The sequence below is a fragment of the Bacillus sp. BS98 genome, assembly GCF_008432245.1.
Classification (GTDB): Bacteria; Bacillota; Bacilli; order Bacillales; family Bacillaceae_G; genus Bacillus_A; species Bacillus_A toyonensis.
Window position 1 is genome coordinate 4247648 of record NZ_CP043830.1, and the last position, 17861, is coordinate 4265508.

Annotated in this window: 17 protein-coding genes and 2 tRNA genes; 3 read left to right on the forward strand and 16 right to left on the reverse strand. The window is 36.5% G+C overall.

Annotated features, from left to right (window positions below; all coding sequences use genetic code 11):
• Position 1: 1 nt before the first annotated feature.
• Genes hemC through hemA form a run of 3 tightly spaced genes read right to left on the reverse strand, consistent with a single transcriptional unit; the run spans position 2 to position 3132 of the window.
• Positions 2 to 931 carry a hydroxymethylbilane synthase gene (gene hemC / locus F0362_RS22035; protein WP_001226434.1) on the reverse strand — a complete coding sequence of 310 codons (930 nt, stop codon included), beginning with the start codon at positions 929 to 931 and terminating at the stop codon, positions 2 to 4.
• Between the two features lie 15 nt (positions 932 to 946).
• Complete coding sequence (locus F0362_RS22040) at positions 947 to 1780, reverse strand: cytochrome c biogenesis protein (RefSeq protein ID WP_000009004.1); 834 nt, start codon at positions 1778 to 1780, stop codon at positions 947 to 949.
• 17 nt (positions 1781 to 1797) lie between these two features.
• The gene (hemA, locus tag F0362_RS22045; protein ID WP_000547854.1) at positions 1798 to 3132 is read right to left on the reverse strand and encodes a glutamyl-tRNA reductase; all 1335 of its coding nucleotides are present in this window, start codon (positions 3130 to 3132) and stop codon (positions 1798 to 1800) included.
• Positions 3133 to 3548: 416 nt separating this feature from the next.
• On the opposite strand from hemA, the gene F0362_RS22050 reads away from it, so the two are divergent.
• Both F0362_RS22050 and F0362_RS22055 read left to right on the forward strand, forming a co-directional pair.
• Positions 3549 to 4001, forward strand: coding sequence for a MarR family winged helix-turn-helix transcriptional regulator (locus tag F0362_RS22050; protein ID WP_000568749.1), 453 nt, complete (start codon positions 3549 to 3551; stop codon positions 3999 to 4001).
• 2 nt (positions 4002 to 4003) lie between these two features.
• A complete protein-coding gene (locus tag F0362_RS22055; protein ID WP_000359777.1) occupies positions 4004 to 4420 on the forward strand; it encodes an organic hydroperoxide resistance protein in 417 nt (138 codons plus the stop codon).
• 34 nt (positions 4421 to 4454) lie between these two features.
• Here the strand turns inward: F0362_RS22055 and ysxC are convergent, their stop codons facing one another.
• From ysxC to F0362_RS22090, 7 genes are all read right to left on the reverse strand, one after another.
• On the reverse strand, positions 4455 to 5051 hold the full coding sequence (gene ysxC / locus F0362_RS22060; RefSeq protein WP_000869123.1) for a ribosome biogenesis GTP-binding protein YsxC: 597 nt from the start codon (positions 5049 to 5051) through the stop codon (positions 4455 to 4457).
• Complete coding sequence (gene lon, locus F0362_RS22065) at positions 5048 to 7378, reverse strand: endopeptidase La (protein ID WP_000097313.1); 2331 nt, start codon at positions 7376 to 7378, stop codon at positions 5048 to 5050. The genes ysxC and lon overlap by 4 nt, the downstream gene beginning before the upstream one ends.
• 184 nt (positions 7379 to 7562) lie before the next feature.
• Positions 7563 to 9233 carry an ATP-dependent protease LonB gene (lonB, locus tag F0362_RS22070; RefSeq protein WP_149889959.1) on the reverse strand — a complete coding sequence of 557 codons (1671 nt, stop codon included), beginning with the start codon at positions 9231 to 9233 and terminating at the stop codon, positions 7563 to 7565.
• Between the two features lie 106 nt (positions 9234 to 9339).
• Positions 9340 to 10599 (reverse strand): ATP-dependent protease ATP-binding subunit ClpX, encoded by a 1260-nt coding sequence (clpX, locus tag F0362_RS22075; RefSeq protein ID WP_000472286.1) that lies wholly within the window; start codon positions 10597 to 10599, stop codon positions 9340 to 9342.
• A 264-nt stretch (positions 10600 to 10863) separates the two neighbouring features.
• Positions 10864 to 12141: a trigger factor gene (tig, locus tag F0362_RS22080; protein ID WP_000729257.1), complete on the reverse strand. Its 1278-nt coding sequence runs from the start codon at positions 12139 to 12141 to the stop codon at positions 10864 to 10866.
• Between the two features lie 309 nt (positions 12142 to 12450).
• Entirely contained in the window at positions 12451 to 13449 is a 999-nt protein-coding gene (locus F0362_RS22085) for a hypothetical protein (RefSeq protein WP_000358250.1), read from the reverse strand.
• 198 nt (positions 13450 to 13647) lie between these two features.
• Complete coding sequence (locus F0362_RS22090) at positions 13648 to 13896, reverse strand: hypothetical protein (protein WP_001983650.1); 249 nt, start codon at positions 13894 to 13896, stop codon at positions 13648 to 13650.
• A gap of 513 nt (positions 13897 to 14409) precedes the next feature.
• Here F0362_RS22090 and F0362_RS22095 point away from each other — a divergent pair.
• On the forward strand, positions 14410 to 15024 hold the full coding sequence (locus tag F0362_RS22095) for a PH domain-containing protein (RefSeq protein ID WP_000473870.1): 615 nt from the start codon (positions 14410 to 14412) through the stop codon (positions 15022 to 15024).
• Positions 15025 to 15108: 84 nt separating this feature from the next.
• On the opposite strand, the gene F0362_RS22100 is transcribed toward F0362_RS22095, so the two are convergent.
• The 6 genes from F0362_RS22100 to rph form a co-directional block, all read right to left on the reverse strand.
• A complete protein-coding gene (locus F0362_RS22100) occupies positions 15109 to 15309 on the reverse strand; it encodes a hypothetical protein (RefSeq protein WP_000090056.1) in 201 nt (66 codons plus the stop codon).
• A 412-nt stretch (positions 15310 to 15721) separates the two neighbouring features.
• Positions 15722 to 15795: transfer RNA gene (locus F0362_RS22105), tRNA-Arg, on the reverse strand.
• Between the two features lies 1 nt (position 15796).
• Positions 15797 to 15870: transfer RNA gene (locus F0362_RS22110), tRNA-Gly, on the reverse strand.
• 109 nt (positions 15871 to 15979) lie between these two features.
• On the reverse strand, positions 15980 to 16483 hold the full coding sequence (locus F0362_RS22115) for a metallophosphoesterase (protein ID WP_000645514.1): 504 nt from the start codon (positions 16481 to 16483) through the stop codon (positions 15980 to 15982).
• Between the two features lie 13 nt (positions 16484 to 16496).
• Entirely contained in the window at positions 16497 to 17105 is a 609-nt protein-coding gene (locus tag F0362_RS22120) for an XTP/dITP diphosphatase (protein WP_000815932.1), read from the reverse strand.
• An 11-nt stretch (positions 17106 to 17116) separates the two neighbouring features.
• Entirely contained in the window at positions 17117 to 17854 is a 738-nt protein-coding gene (gene rph, locus F0362_RS22125; RefSeq protein ID WP_001261767.1) for a ribonuclease PH, read from the reverse strand.
• Between the last annotated feature and the right edge of the window lie 7 nt (positions 17855 to 17861).

The following is a 17861-nucleotide window of genomic DNA, read 5'->3' on the forward strand; positions in this document are numbered from 1 at the left end:
TTTATTGTTGTCCCTTATTTGCAGCAAGAATGAGTTCTTTTGCGCCTTGTTTAATTAAACGGTCCGCAGCCTCTAGCCCTACTTCCTTTGGTTCAACGCCTACCACTGTCTCTTTTAATAAAACAGAGCCGTCCATAGAACCGACAAGAGCTGTTAATTCGATTGCATCATCCTTTGTAAGAGTTGCATATCCAGCGATCGGAACTTGGCATCCACCTTCAAGTTTATGAAGAAATACTCGCTCCGCTGCCACTGTTCTCTCTGTTACAGCATCATTCATATGCGATAACAACTGTAATAAATCGTTATCGTCCTCACGACATTCAATCGCTAATGCACCTTGTCCTACAGCTGGTACACATAACGTTTCATCTAAATGTTCTGTAATCACTTCATCATCCCAGCCCATTCTTTGTAATCCAGCTGTAGCTAAAATAATTGCATCATAATCTTCTTCTTTTAATTTACGTAAACGTGTATCGATATTTCCGCGAATCCATTTCACTTGTAAATCTGGTCTCGCAGCTAATAACTGTGCACTACGTCTTAAACTACTCGTTCCTAAAATCGCACCTTCTGCTAAATCTTTAAATGATTCTCCGCTTTTAGAAATAAAAGCATCACGAGGGTCAACACGCTTTGGTGTACAGCCAATCATTAATCCTTCTGGAAGTACGGCTGGCATATCTTTCATACTATGTACAGCCATATCGATTTCTTTCGTAAGTAACGCATGTTCAATTTCTTTAACGAACAAACCTTTTCCGCCTACTTTTGAAAGAGTAACATCTAAAATCACATCACCTTTAGTGACAATTTCTTTCACTTCAAATTCATATGGTAAACCAAGTGCTTTTAACTGATCAATAAACCAGTTTGTTTGCGTCAATGCTAGCTTACTCTTTCGTGAACCTACAATAATTTTGCGCATAATTCTCTCTCCTCATTATAAATACCAAAAGTGGAAATTAGATAAACTACTTAATAGAAAAATGTTAACTAGCATTACGAGAAAGGCCCCTACATTCCACATTACAATTTTCTTCCCTTGCAACACATCTGCCGCTCGTAAATACAAGCCCGTACAATATACAAATAGAACGACAAACGAACCGATTACTTTCGTATCATACCAATGAAAATTGTCCAATTTTGTATATCCCCATATGCATCCTAATAAAATTGCTAGTAAGAAAAAGGGAACAGAAAATAAATTTAACCCGTAAGACGTAGATTCAAGCTTCGGCAAATTCCCTAACCTTCTTAATCTCGCATTCCACTTTTTCTTTTTTAATAGGCGATATTGCAGTAAATACATAATAGAAAAAATAAACGATACCGTAAACGTTGCATAAGAAATAATCGCCATTCCAACATGCACGTATACAAGTTCTGAAACTAATTGCTCTGCAAGTACTGGCGACATCTTTCCGAGCGGTGTAAAAATAGAAAAAGCGCTTACGCCAAATGCTACAACATTTGTAAAGAAGACTAAAAAGTCAACGCGCATAAATCGATTTATGACTAACGACATCGTAATCAATAACCAAACATAAAAATAAATCCCTGATAATAAAGTTAAAATGGGATTCGTTTCTGAATCTGTCGCCCTAAGCAACATAAAAATAGACTGCAATACCCATACAATCGAAAGTAACCAAAAAGCAAATCGGTTCGCCTTTCGGTTACTTTGGAAATAATCTATAAAATATAAACTAATGCTACAAGCATATAAAATAATTGCAATATGATAAATAATACTGTTATTTAAAAAACTCATCCGATCATCCTTCCAAATTATAAAGATGGAACGGATGGTGTCCACACTCTTTTATGTTCTACTTCTTCCGCACGACTCTCTACTTCTTCCGTTTCTAAATCAAAAATCTTTGCAAATAACGCTAATTTTTCGCCCGCTCCCTCTTCAGCAGCTATTTCTTTTGCTACTAAAATTGGGTCTTTTAATAATTGGTTAATAATACTTTTCGTATGCTTACTAATTACTTTTTTCTCACGATCACTAAGATTTGGTATTTTTCGTTCAAGACTTTCCATCGTTTCGCTTTGAATTACAAGTGCCTTATCACGAAGAGCTGCTATTAACGGAACAACACCAAGTGTACTTAACCACGTTTTAAATAGAACAATTTCCTCTTCAATCATAAATTGAATTTTCTCTGCTTCTTTCAAACGCTCAGCACGATTTGCTTCCACTACTCCTTGCAGATCATCAATGTCATATAAGAAAGAACCTTCTAACTCATCAATTGCTGGATCAATATCACGTGGCACTGCAATATCAACCATAAATAAAGGACGACCAGAGCGCATTTTCTCTACCTTTGTCATCATCTCTTTCGTAATGACATACTCTGATGCACCAGTGGAACTAATTAAAATGTCCGCTTCTAATAATGCACATTGTAATTCACTTAAAGACTTTGCATGTCCCATATATTTCTCAGCCATTACTTCCGCTTTTGAAAGCGTTCTATTCATAACCGTTACTTTACGAGCACCGCTTCCGTATAAATTTTGTAATGCAAGTTCTCCCATTTTACCAGCACCAAGAATAAGTACATGACAATCTGTTAACTCACCAAATATTTTCTTTCCAAGTTCAACAGCAGCATAACTAACAGACATTGCACTCTCACCAATTGTTGTTTCTGAGTGAGCACGTTTTGCTAACGTAATGACTTGCTTAAACAATTCATTAAAAATTGTACCTGTCGCTTTTACTTGTTGCGCTTCTAAAAAGCTATCTTTTATTTGACCTAAAATCTGCGTTTCTCCAACTACCATAGAATCTAAACCGCATGTTACGCGGAATAAATGATCTATTGCACCATCTTGTTCAAAAATAGTTAAATATGGTGCGACTTCTTCTATTTCAAGCTGAAACCAATCAGCTAAAAACTTCTTAATATAATACCGTCCCGTGTGTAATTGATCGACAACAGCATAAATCTCAGTGCGATTACAAGTTGATACAATGACATTTTCTAACACGCTCTTTTGACTTTGTAATGTAGTCATTGCTTGTTCTAGCTCTGCTGCCTGAAATGTGAGTTTCTCACGAAATTCTACAGGGGCTGTTCGATAATTTACACTAACAACAAGAATATGCACGCAGCATGTCCCCCTTCACCCGTTTTATCACTTTATCTACTATCATAATACAACTTTCCTCTTATGAATCTGACAATCGTGTGAACAACCGATTATTTTTTATATATTCTCCGTATGTAATAAAGGAGATTCAGTAAAACTAATAAAAAGCTCCCTACTTTATAATGATTATAAATTAATAACTCTATTTGTACGTTACCAAAAAAAGTCCTCATAATCAAGTGATGGAAACTATTCCATATAAATTATAACATCATCTTTCCTATCTTCTTTCATCATGAAGGAAAATATGTATGATTGTTCCAAAATGTAGCACACACTTTCTCAATACAATGTATTTGACATTGTATTTATTTTTCGTTATATTGGTTTTACAAAATTAAATTGTGCACAATTAAAAAAGAAAGGAGTTATTCATGATAGAAGATTCTTTGCATCTAGATAACCAACTTTGTTTTTCTATTTACGCCTGTTCTAGAGAGGTTACACGTTTTTATCGACCGTATTTAGACGAAATGGGTATTACGTACCCTCAGTACATTACTTTACTCGTACTATGGGAACAAGACGGACTAACAGTAAAAGAAATTGGAGAACGTCTATTTCTAGATTCCGGCACATTAACACCTATGTTAAAACGGATGGAATCATTAAACCTTGTAAAACGTGTTCGTTCAAAAGAAGATGAGCGAAAAGTTTGTATTGAATTAACAGAACAAGGTAAAGATTTAAAAGAAAAGGCTTGTTCATTACCGAAAACGATGGCTACAAATTTAGGAATTACAGAGCAAGAGTATCGTTCTTTATTAATCCAATTAAATAAACTAATTGAAACAATGAAAACAATAAATGATAGAAAAGGGGAATAAACATGGATAAATTATATACGGCTTCAGTAACAGCAACAGGTGGAAGAAACGGGAAAGTAGTTTCAGATGATGGCATATTAAATCTTGATGTAAAAATGCCGAAAGCATTAGGTGGTGCTGGCGGGGAAGCAACAAACCCTGAGCAACTATTTGCCGCTGGTTATGCCGCTTGTTTTGATAGTGCATTGCAACTTGTCATTCGTACAAAACGAGTGAAAGTGGAAAGTACAGAAGTAACTGCTCACGTTTCTATCGGAAAAGATACAGATGGTGGTTTTGGACTATCTGCTGTACTTGACGTACATGTCGCTGGCGTTTCTCATGCCGAAGCACAAGAACTTGTAGAAGCCGCTCACGGTGTATGTCCGTACTCTAAAGCAACACGAGGGAATATTGAAGTAACATTAAACGTACGCTAAAAATTTATACAAACAAAAAAACGCGCGACATTCGTCACGCGTTTTTTGTTTTTGTCATTTTATGAATTGCCTTCCACGCTTCTTCTTTTCCAAGTCCTGTTTCAGAAGAGAATAGAACGATTTCATCGCCAATTTCAACAGCAAGCGTTTCTTTTACAACTTTTAAATGCTTTTGCCATTTCCCTTTCGGAATTTTATCGGCTTTCGTCGCAATAATAATTGTTGGAATTTCATAATGCTTTAAGAAATCATACATCATCACATCATCGTTTGTTGGTTGGTGACGTAAATCTACTACTAATACAGCTGCATCTAATTGCTCACGTGTTGTAAAGTACGTTTCAATCATCTTGCCCCATGCTGCACGTTCCGTTTTAGATACTTTCGCATATCCATAACCTGGAACGTCAACAAAATGCATCATTTCATTGATTAAGAAAAAGTTCAGCGTTTGCGTTTTTCCTGGTTTAGAAGAAATACGTACTAACTTTTTACGATTTAAAATTTTATTAATAAAGGAAGACTTCCCGACATTTGAACGACCTGCTAATGCAATTTCTGGTAAATCACTGTCTGGATATTGTTCTGGTTTAACAGCACTAATTACAATATCTGCTTTTGTTACTTTCATTGTTTCACTCCTACTAATGCGTGCTCCAATACTTCGTCTAAATGAGATGCAAGCACAAACGTAAGATTTTCTTTTACGCTTTCTGGAATATCATCTAAATCTTTCTCGTTCTCTGCTGGCAAAATAATTTTTGTTAAGCCTGCGCGATGAGCACTTAATGTTTTTTCTTTCAATCCACCAATTGGTAATACACGGCCACGAAGTGTAATTTCACCTGTCATACCAACTTCTTTACTTACAGGAATACCTGTTAGTGCAGAAATAAGTGCCGTTGCCATCGTAATACCCGCTGACGGTCCATCTTTTGGAACTGCTCCTTCTGGAACGTGAATATGAATATCATTTTTCTCATGGAAATTTGGATCGATATGAAGCTCTTCGGCACGAGAACGAATATAGCTAAACGCAGCTTGTGCTGATTCTTTCATAACATCCCCAAGTTTCCCTGTTAAAATTAATTTCCCTTTACCTGGCGCTACAGACACTTCAATTGCAAGTGTATCGCCGCCCGCTGCTGTATACGCTAACCCGGTTGCCATTCCGACTTGGTCCGTTTTCTCTGCTTGCCCATAACGGAATATGTGTTTACCAAGTAAATCTACAATATTTTTCTCTGTCACAACAATACGTTTACGTTCCGCTGTAACGATAATTTTCGCTGCTTTACGACAAACTTTTGCAATTTGGCGCTCTAGCGTACGAACACCAGCCTCACGTGTATAATAACGAATAATTTCAAGAAGCGCTTCATCACGTACTTGTAAATTACCTTTTCGCAAGCCATGCTCTTTTAATTGTTTCGGCAATAAATGCTCTCGAGCAATGTGCACCTTTTCCAGTTCTGTATACCCAGCAATCGAAATAATTTCCATACGGTCAAGTAATGGACCCGGAATACTTGAAAGTGTATTAGCGGTTGCTACAAACATAACTTTCGATAGATCATATGGTTCTTCAATGTAATGATCACTGAAGTTATGATTTTGTTCTGGATCTAACACTTCAAGTAATGCTGCTGATGGATCACCACGGAAATCGTTAGACATTTTATCAATCTCATCTAATAAGAAGACTGGATTAACTGTTTTCGCCTTTTTCATACCTTGAATAATGCGTCCCGGCATTGCTCCAACGTATGTACGACGGTGACCACGAATTTCAGATTCATCACGCACACCACCAAGGGATACACGGACAAAATTACGATTTAATGATGTCGCAATTGAACGAGCTAACGAAGTTTTCCCGACCCCTGGAGGGCCTACTAAACAAAGGATAGGTCCTTTTAATGAGTTCGTCAATTTTTGTACAGCTAAATATTCAAGCACTCGCTCTTTTACTTTTTCAAGACCGTAATGATCTTTGTTTAAAATCTCTTCAGAATGAACAAGATCAATCATATCCTCTGTCGCTTCTGTCCACGGAAGTGCTAATAACCAATCAATATAATTGCGAATAACACCGCTCTCCGCAGAACTTGCTGGTAGCTTTTCATAACGATCTAATTCTTTCAGTGCAGCCTTCGTTGTTTCTTCAGGCATTCCTGACTGTTCAATTTTCTCACGAAGTTCTTCAACTTCCCCGCCCTTACCTTCTTTATCGCCAAGTTCAGTTTGAATCGCCTTCATTTGCTCACGTAAGAAATATTCTTTTTGCGTGCGTTCCATTGAACGTTTCACTTTTTGTCCAATTTTCTTTTCTAAACTAAGTAACTCTTGTTCATCTTGAATAATTGAAATAAGTGTATGTAATCGTTCTTTCACAGATACAATCTCTAAAATTTCTTGTTTCTGTTTCGTTTTAATTGGCAAGTGAGAAGCAATTAAATCAGCTAGTCTTCCTGGTTCTTCTACATCAGCTACCGTTGCAAATGTTTCATTTGATACTTTTTTCGAAACTTTAATATATTGTTCGAAATGCTCCAGTAACGTACGCATAAGAGCTTTCTCTTCTAAATCATCTTCCACTTCTTCAGTTACCGTTTTAATAGAAACTTGTACTACATTTTCTTCTTCGATAAACTCTACTACTTCTGCTCTATGTAAACCTTCTACAAGGACACGAAGCGTACCGTTCGGCAATTTTAACATTTGCTTTACTTTCGCCACTGTACCTACACTATATATGTCATCTTCTTTCGGATCATCGATATTCATTTCTTTTTGCATCGCTAAAAAGATGATATTTTCATCCATTGCCGCCTGCTCTAGTGCCTGTATCGATTTATCACGTCCTACATCAAGATGCAGAACCATCGTTGGATATACGAGAACGCCTCTTAATGGTAGGAGGGGTACGATTCTTTCATTCGTATTCATACTAGACATAGCACCTCCATAATAAATTAAACTCCTGTTCAACTATTTTATATTACAATACATCTAGATGCAATTGCAGAGATTCTGAGCAATTGTAAATCCCTTGTTTTTTCTCCCTTATGAAAAGAAAAAAAGACTCCGCTTAAGCATACAAACTTAAACGAAGTCTGGCAAATTTTATTATCATTCATTCTCACATGGATTGTGCATCTGTTTCGTCTACAGTAGTATGTACATCAAGCTCTCGATGCATATTTTCCTGCATAAATGTTAGCTCAAATACTTCTTTTAACTTACGAACAGGAATGATTTCAATTCCCTTTATTGTGTACAAAAACGGTTGCATGTTTTCAGCAGGAATAATGACTTTCTTAGCTCCTGCTTTTTTCGCAGCCTTTATTTTTGCGTACACACCACCAATAGGCTTCACTTCTCCATGTATACTTATTTCACCTGTCATCGCCACTTCATTATTCACGTATGTACGATGCACGGCTGAGTAAACACCCGTTGCCATAGCAATCCCTGCAGAAGGACCATCGATCGGGATACCACCTGGAAAATTAATATGTATATCGTACCCTTCTGGCAACACATCTAAAGAACGAAGTACTGTTAATACATTATCTACAGAACCTTTCGCCATACTTTTACGACGAATTGATTTCGTTTGGCTACCAATACTTTCCTCTTCTACAATACCGGTAACATTTACCGACCCTTTACCTTTCGCCGTGATTGCTGTTACTTCTATTTCTAATAACGCTCCTGTATTCGGTCCGTATACAGCAAGTCCGTTTACAAGACCGATCCTCGGAATAGGGTAAATACGTTTTTCATATTTCGGTGTCAGCTGACTAGAATGAACAACCCACTCTATATCTTCATCTTTAATGAAAGAACGTTCTTCATTTATCGCCATACCAGCAGAGATTTGCACGAGATTAATTGCTTCTCGTCCATTCCTTGCATACATACCAATCATTTCAATACCGTTCTCACCGATTTGCATTTCCACTTTGTCGGCTGCATTCTTCGCTACTTTTTGAATTTCTTCTGTATCTAGCTCACGGAAAAATACCTCTAAGCAACGAGACCGAATAGCAGGTGGAATTTCCTCTGGTGAACGTGTTGTCGCTCCAACTAAGCGGAAATCTGCTGGTAAACCTTTTTGAAAAATATCATGTATATACGTTGGAATCATCGTATTCTCTTCACTATAGTACGCACTTTCTAAAAATACTTTTCGATCTTCTAACACCTTTAACATTTTGTTCATTTGAATCGGATGTAGTTCACCAATTTCATCAATAAACAAAATACCACCATGTGCATCTGTTACTGCGCCTTTTTTCGGTTGTGGAATACCTGCTTGCCCCATCGCACCAGCACCTTGATAAATCGGATCATGAACCGAGCCAATTAAAGGATCTGCAATACCACGTTCATCAAACCGAGCTGTCGTCGCATCAAGTTCGATAAATGTTGCATTCGTACGAAATGGAGATTTCGGATTTCGTTTCGCCTCTTCTAATACAAGACGCGCTGCCGCTGTCTTTCCGACACCTGGCGGGCCATATATGATTACATGTTGCGGATTCGGACCACAAAGAGCCGCTTTTAACGACTTAATCCCGTCTTCTTGCCCTACAATATCTAAAAAGGATGTAGGGCGCACCTTTTCCGCAAGCGGCTCTGTTAGAGAAATTTCACGCATTTTACGAAGTTGTTCTAATTCTTTTTTTGATTCTCGATCAATTGAAACTTTTTGTGTTCGCTGATTTCGAAGTAAGTGCCAAAAATATAATCCGACAATTACACCAAAAACAAGTTGAACAAGTAAAAATATATTTGTCCAGCTCATCATTTATTTCCTCCCGCAATGTTTTATCATTTAGTATTTCCGCGGAAGAACGTAGCTAAACATAAAGAAAAACAGCAATTATAAAAATTGCTGTTTCTCTTTCGCATTATGCAGATGTTTTTGTATCAAGTACAGTACCGTCTTGTAGCACCAATTTCGGTGGCTCATTATCAGCTACTGTTTCTTTCGTAAGAATACACTTCTCGATATCTTTGCGAGATGGAAGTTCAAACATTACATCAAGCATTAAGCCTTCAATAATAGAACGAAGTCCACGAGCACCTGTTTTACGTTCAATTGCTTTTTTCGCAATCTCAATCAGTGCGCCTTCTTCAAACTCTAACTCAACATCGTCAAGCTCCAACAGTTTTTGGAATTGCTTAACAAGTGCATTTTTCGGTTTCGTTAAAATATCAACAAGAGCATCTTCATCAAGTGGCTCTAGGTTCGCAATAACTGGAAGACGACCGATAAACTCTGGAATTAAACCAAATCTTAAAAGGTCCTCTGGTAATACGTGAGATAGAACATGCTTTTCATTTACATCAGCATTTTTCTTCTCTGAACCAAATCCAATTACTTTTTCACCAAGGCGACGTTTAATAATTGGCTCAATGCCATCAAACGCTCCACCACAAATGAATAGGATATTCGTTGTATCAATTTGAATGAATTCTTGATGCGGATGCTTACGACCACCTTGAGGTGGAACGCTTGCTACAGTACCTTCTAAAATTTTCAGAAGTGCCTGCTGTACACCTTCACCAGATACATCACGTGTAATTGATGGATTTTCGGACTTACGTGCCACTTTATCAATCTCATCAATATAAATAATTCCTTTTTCCGCTTTTTCTACATCATAATCAGCCGCTTGAATTAGTTTTAGTAAAATGTTTTCTACATCTTCCCCAACGTATCCAGCTTCTGTTAAAGATGTTGCGTCCGCGATTGCAAATGGAACATTTAAAATACGCGCTAATGTTTGTGCCAATAATGTTTTACCACTACCTGTTGGCCCAATAAGTGAAATATTACTCTTCGCTAATTCTACATCATCAATTTTGCTGTTAGAATTAATACGTTTGTAATGGTTATATACCGCTACCGCTAGTGCTTTTTTCGCGTTATCTTGTCCGATGACATACTCATCTAAGATTTCACGAATTTCTACCGGTTTCGGTACATCTTTGAATTCTACTTCTTCGTCCTTCGCAAGCTCCTCTTGTACAATTTCAGTACAAAGCTCGATACACTCGTCACAAATGTAAACACCTGGACCTGCAACTAACTTTCGAACTTGCGTTTGTGTTTTACCACAGAAAGAACATTTTAATTGCCCTTTTTCATCATTAAATTTAAACATATTTTCACACCCCTTACAAAGTGCTAACCTCTTGCCTTCGTATGTACACGATAAATGTATCGTATGTAAATACATATTATGTCACTACGTAGCGAGAAATACAAATAATATGACTAGTTATGTACAAATAAAAAGTTTTTAAAACTTTTGAAATATGTATATTCGACTTATAAAGGAACTTTTCCTTCTTCATCGAAAAGTTTTATAAATATATTTCTATATTTATAAAACAAGGCACGATTAAAATCGCGCCTTGTTATTTTATTATGCAGCGTTTTCTACTAAGAAGTCTACAGCTTTACGCACTTTAAGATCTTCAGATAAAGCGTCTGCGCTTCCAAGAGCTTGCTTGATAGCGTCTACTGGCATACCGTACATTTCAGCCATTTTTTCAACTTCTGCAGTTACTTCTTCTTCAGTAACTTCGATGTTTTCAGCTTCAATGATAGCTTCAAGAACAAGATTGATTCTTACACGTTTTTGTGCATCCTCTTTCATTTGCTCTTTTAATTTGTCAGCATCAGTACCTGTGAATTGGTAGTAAAGCTCAAGGTTCATACCTTGTTGGCTTAAACGTTGCTCGAATTCACGAACCATACGATCTAACTCAGTGTCGATCATAGCTTCTGGAATATCGATTTCAGCGTTAGCAGCAGCTAATTCTACTACTTCGTCACGTACTTTGTGCTCAGCTTCGTGCTTTTTGCCTTCTTCTAAGTTTGTACGAAGTTTTGTTTTTAATTCATCAAGAGTTGCAACTTCTTCGTCAGCCTCTTTAGCGAACTCGTCGTTTAACTCAGGAAGTTCTTTTGTTTTGATTTCGTGAATTGTTACTTTGAATGTTGCTGGTTTGCCAGCTAATTCAGCAGCATGGTACTCTTCTGGGAATGATACTTCAACGTCTTTAGACTCACCAGATTTAAGACCAATTACTTGCTCTTCGAAACCTGGGATGAAAGTACCAGAACCGATTGCAAGAGAATAGTTTTCGCCTTTTCCGCCTTCAAATGCTTCGCCATCAACGAAACCTTCGAAGTCGATTACAGCTGTATCACCATTTTCAATAGTTCCTTCTTCTTTAACAACTAGTTCAGCTTGACGCTCTTGTAAAGCTTTTACTTCATTCTCTACATCTTCGTCAGTTACAGTTGTTTCAACTTTTTCTACTGCTAAACCTTTGTACTCACCTAATTTAACTTCAGGTTTCACTGTAACTTTTGCAGTGAAGATAAGGTTAGCATTTTTTTCGAACTTCTCAATATCGATTTCAGGATGAGCAACTGGGAAGATACCAGCTTCATCGATTGCTTCACCGTATGCTTTTGGTAAGATGATATCTAAAGCATCTTGGTATAAAGATTCGATACCAAAGCGTTGTTCGAATAACGGACGAGGCATTTTTCCTTTACGGAAACCTGGTACGTTGATTGTTTTTACTACTTTTTTGAACGCAGCGTCGATAGAGTTGTTTACTTCTTTAGCATCAACTTCAATTGTTAAAACGCCTACGTTACCTTCTAATTTTTCCCATTTTGCAGCCATTTATTCTTTCCCTCCAACTATAATAATGTATGCACATACCTCTATAGATCAAAATATTCATTATCTCTCTTTCGAAATAATAAATGTACAAATAATCCTCTAGCAAATGCTTTCAGATATAATGTTCCAATCTACTAGTTGTCTAAAAGACAACTACGGTATATTTTGTTCGAGACTAATATGAAACATATTAAGTAAGAGAATTACACTTCTCTTCTCTTACAAACAGGCAGATTTCTGCCTTTTGCAACCCTTACATTATAACATAGAATATGCTCGTTTCAAGAACTGAACGATTCTTTTTCATAATTATACGGGCAAATATCCTTCTCTTTCAACACGCAATAACCATTGATAGGCAATATGAAACTCTTCTAATTCAATATTATATGCTGTCATAAGTTCTTCTTCATCAATAGCCAATCCGAAACGTTTTCTTCCAATTCTCTCTAAAACAGCAGCCCAAATCTCTACTTTATCCATTAATAGTGCAAATGGGAAAACGCTAATTTGTAATTCTTTCCAATATGCAACCATCGCACTAAATATATCTGGATAATTTTGCTCCAATCGGCTTGATAATGTATGTATAATGTTATCGGATTGCTCCTCATTATGACCTGTAAATGCTGGAATCACTTTAACCCTATTTCCAAATTTTTCTACTTCTATCTCTTCTTCTACTTGATTTTCTATCATTTTATACAAAATAGAAGTTTTCAAATAAGGATGTTGCTTTTCGTCTATTAAAAATTTCTTTAAAACAGGTAATGCAAGATCCAAGTCTTTTAACGAAATCTGTTGAATCGCTCTCAGCTTTTGCCCAAAGTTTTCTCCAAAAATCTCCTTAGTAAATTCATCCAATTCGAAATTTGAATCAATTAGCGACGTGTCTTCTTCATTTAGCATACCTTCTGCAAATAAAGCGAGTTGCGCTAATTTTTCCTTTTGCTCAGGCATTATATCTTTCGTTCGCAAAACTTTTTCAACAGTTTCAATAACGCCTTCATAATCATTTGTTTGAACTAAAATCGTCACATACGTTTCAAGAATATCACCAAATAAGACAGCTCCTGTTTCAAGCAGCTGTTCACATTTGTCTTTCGCTTCTTCCATACGTTTTAATTCCAGCAAACAAATAACGGAAGCTAATTCCGTTTGTTCCGTTTCTGCATTATACTGGCGTAATATTTCAAAGCAGCGCAATGCATCTTCGAATTCCCGCTCTTTCAGTGCTAAAAAACCTTCATCAATATAGCGTTCTGATAGTTGCGGAAACAATACGACCGTATTTTCTTTTTTATCCATACGTCCGCCTCTTTTTCTAGATTTTAATGATCTTCAAAGTAAATATATCAAATGCGTAATAAGAACACAACAATCTAAAACCTTTTGTTTGAAATATAAAAATATTCTATTTTTATATTTCAATACAGCTAAATCTTTATTAAAAAATCAAAATTATACAAATAAAAATCCTCAGCAACAGACGCAGAGGATTCATCATTAATGGAAAGCTTTTATAATTGTGGGGTATATTACAAGGGTAATAATTTGGAGAACAATAATTGCCATAACAATCATGCTAAAATAGAAGATTGGCTTACTTCGCTTCATTAAAAACATAATAATAAGCATCGTGCAAGCAAACAAACTTAAGAAAAACAAACTCGTTGTCGAACTAAGTATACCACTCGGGACAAAGAACAATAACACTACACTACAAGTACCTATAATTCCAAATAACCATTCCATTCATTCACTCATTCCCTTTCCCTCTCATGGTAGTTTTTTTACTAAGCGATTAAATGTTTTACAACATCAACTACATACGTTAATTTCTCATACGCTACAAATCCAAAAGCAACTGTTAAGCCTGTTACAACTAATCCCTTCATCATTTCTTCCTCCTCGTTTTATCGTTGTTACCTTCATTATAAAAGATTAGCAATTTCTTACCATCGAACTACCTTACAGTTACCTTACAGAATTGTAAGATTTCAAAAGGGTTAGAAAAACACCTCCTATCGCTTGAGGTGCTTTCATGGAATTTCTCTATAATCACTTGCAATATTAACTTTTTCTCTTGATAATTTTTCGGAGAATCAACTCTCAAACTAATGGATTTATTAAATAATTTAGGATCGAAATAATATTCGTTATTTTTCTTAACTTACCTTCAAATATTTTCGCCTTACAAGAAAACATTTTGTTAAAATCATGTTAATATATTTTTGTATAATTAAGAATTTAAAAGGGGGATTATATATGTTTAAAAAAATGGCTGCAGATGTATTAGGACTAAGCGATGTAGGGTCTGTCATTACACCGAAAGATTACGATAAGGTTGATGCTGATGATTACGTGATGCATGAAGATGGAGAGAAAATTTATTTTCTAATTAAATCAAAATCAGATGAATATTGTTTCACAAACAAAGGATTAATCCACCTAGATGGCACAAGCGCAACAAGTAAAAAACGTACACTACGCCGCTTTAGCTATAGTAAATATCAAATTAAAAACGTAGCACTTGAAACTGCCGGAACGATTGATTTAGATGTAGAAATTAAGTTTCAAATGGGAGATGAGCATTATTCAATTGATGTTCATAAAAAACACATTGAAGAATTAAAAGATTTATATAAGGCTTTACTTAAAATAGAAGAAATTTCATACGACAACGATATTACATTGCAGTATGCACATAAAAGTCTAGATATGGCATCTAACACTTTTAGCCGTATTTCAAATGCACAAGTAAATTTAGCAGAGCAATTTAAAGAGATGAATGAAATCGCCTTTAACTGGCTCGTTGATACGAAGAAACAATATAATGTGAAAGATTATGGTTTTGTCTTTGAGAAGTTTATTAATAACTAAACAAAAAACCTTGTTATCAAAAGATAACAAGGTTTTTTTAGCGTCCCAGGAGAGATTCGAACTCTCGGCCCGCTCATTTCCGTACTATTTTATATATTTTGATCGCAGTCTTAATATATCTTCCTCTTCGCGAATGCCTGCCGATCCCTTCCTCACATTTTTTACGACAGTCCAATTCGGGTTAGTTTCATCACCGATGTTCTGTATTGTAAAGTTGCCGTCACCATATTTCCGTTGACCTTCTGCCAATTTCTCCGTTAAATCATTCTCTTTTGCTCTCGCCATCTTTGCGCCATCTCCCTTTTTTATACAACCTTCTTAAACTGTCCAACCAATCACACGTCCAGTCAATTGGAGATTCTCGTTTTCCGCTTCTATTAATTGTAACACACTGTCGGGGATAAGTTTCGATAACGGGTGCTCAATCGTACTAGAATGATAAAAAGTTTTATAACACTCTAAGTGAACAATTGGGATAATATAGATATGGATTTAAGTTCCATCATAAGCCTATTGATTCTTTAAATTAAACAAGAGAAATAGAGCGCATAAATGGCGCTCTTTTCTTAATGCACTTTAATCTGTTGTATATAATAATTATTATATGTTACGTTATATTTTTTACACCTCTTGCACATACATCAATTTTTAGACAAACAAAAAACCTTGTTATCAAAAGATAACAAGGTTTTCTTAGCGTCCCAGGAGAGATTCGAACTCCCGACCGTACGCTTAGAAGGCGTATGCTCTATCCGGCTGAGCTACTGGGACATGGAGCGGGTGAAGAGAATCGAACTCTCGACCAGAGCTTGGAAGGCTCTTGTTTTACCACTAAACTACACCCGCATATGTTATTTTATTTTTCTTCGTTAGCGCTGTTGCCCTATCGACAATATTTATTATATGTATATCCATACATAAAGTCAACACCTTTTTTAAAAGAGGATAATTTTTCTTATCCTCTTTTAAAAACTGCTTGTTCAACTAGTTGTCCGTCTAATGTTTCAAAGCGAACATCTATATGTTTTTCATTCATTTCTAATAAGGCAAATGTCTTTTCTACACGCTGACGTGGTAATAAAATACTTCCGGGATTGATAAATAAAACTCCATCAATAAATTCCGCACCTAATACGTGAGAATGTCCGAAGCATGCAACTTGTGCCCCCACTTCTTCTGCATAGTACGCTAACGTTTGTAAAGTCATTTTCACGTTATGACGATGTCCATGCACAACTAAGAAGCGAATGCCATCTACGTCAGTTACAATTTCATCTTGAAAGTTAGCATAATCACAATTTCCTTTTACAACATGGAAACCTTGCAGTTCTTCATGAGCAGGCGTTAACTCCGAATCACCACAATGGATCATGACATCTACTTTCCCTTCATATTTCTCTTTTAACTGCTGTAATTCCTTCACAGAGCTATGACTATCGCTTACGATTAAAGCTTTCATCAATCTCTCTCCCTCATTCTCCTAAAAACCATTCCGGAATTTTTTCTTCTAACTTACGAAGAGCACGTCCGCGGTGACTAATGGCATTTTTCTCATCTGAACTTAGTTCTGCCATCGCTTTTTTATATTCTTCTACATAAAAGATTGGATCATATCCAAAGCCGTTTTCCCCGCGGCGCTGTTCTAAAATGTACCCTTCACACGTTCCATTCACAATGACCGGTTCTTTATCCGCTTCTGGGAATGCAACTGCTAATGCACAGTAGAAACGCGCTTTACGTTTTTCAAAGTCAATTCCATTTAATTCTTGTAACACTTTATCCATGTTCGCTTGATCGTCTTTCGGCTCTCCTGCAAACCGAGCTGAATACACGCCTGGTTTTCCGTTTAAAGCATCTACGATCAGACCTGAATCATCCGCAATTACGATAGAATCCAACTGTCTACTCAAACTATCTGCTTTTAAGATTGCATTTTCTTCAAACGTTTCACCAGTTTCTTCGACTTCTTCAATATGAGGAAAATCGTGTAATGATTTCACTTCTAAATCAAAGCGCTCAAATAACTCAGCAAACTCACGCACTTTCCCCATATTTTTTGTCGCAACAACAACTTGTTTCATATTTTCCACCTCTACTCTATATGAGATACGATGTCACCTAACGCTTCTTTTTGCATGTCAATTAGTTGGAAAATGCCTTGTTCCGCAGCATCAAGTAGTTCATTTAACTGTGTTCTGCTAAACGTCGCTTCTTCTCCAGTTCCTTGCACTTCGACAAACTGACCTTTTCCAGTCATAATCACGTTCATATCAACGTCCGCTTTAGAATCTTCTGCATAGTTTAAATCTAAAACAACACCTTGCTCTTCCACAATTCCCACTGACGTTGCTGCTAAATAATCTTTTACTGGAATTTTAGATACTTTTTCTGCTTGTAATAACTTCTCAAACGCTAATACCATCGCTACATATGCACCTGTAATAGAAGCTGTTCTCGTTCCACCATCTGCTTGAATAACATCACAGTCAATCCAAACTGTTCTCTCGCCAAGTGCTTCTAAGTCAACTACCGCACGTAATGCTCGTCCAATTAAACGCTGGATTTCCATTGTACGTCCAGTTACTTTCCCTTTACTTGACTCCCTGATTGTACGTTGTTCTGTTGCACGCGGAATCATCGCGTATTCAGCTGTTACCCAGCCCTTTCCTTCCCCGCGCATAAACGGTGGGACACGCTCTTCAATTGTCGCTGAGCAAATTACCTTTGTATCCCCAACTTCAATTAATACTGATCCTTCTGGGTGTTTTAAATAATTCGTATGAATATGTATATGGCGTAATTCTGTTTTCTCTCTACCATCTACTCGCATAAAAATA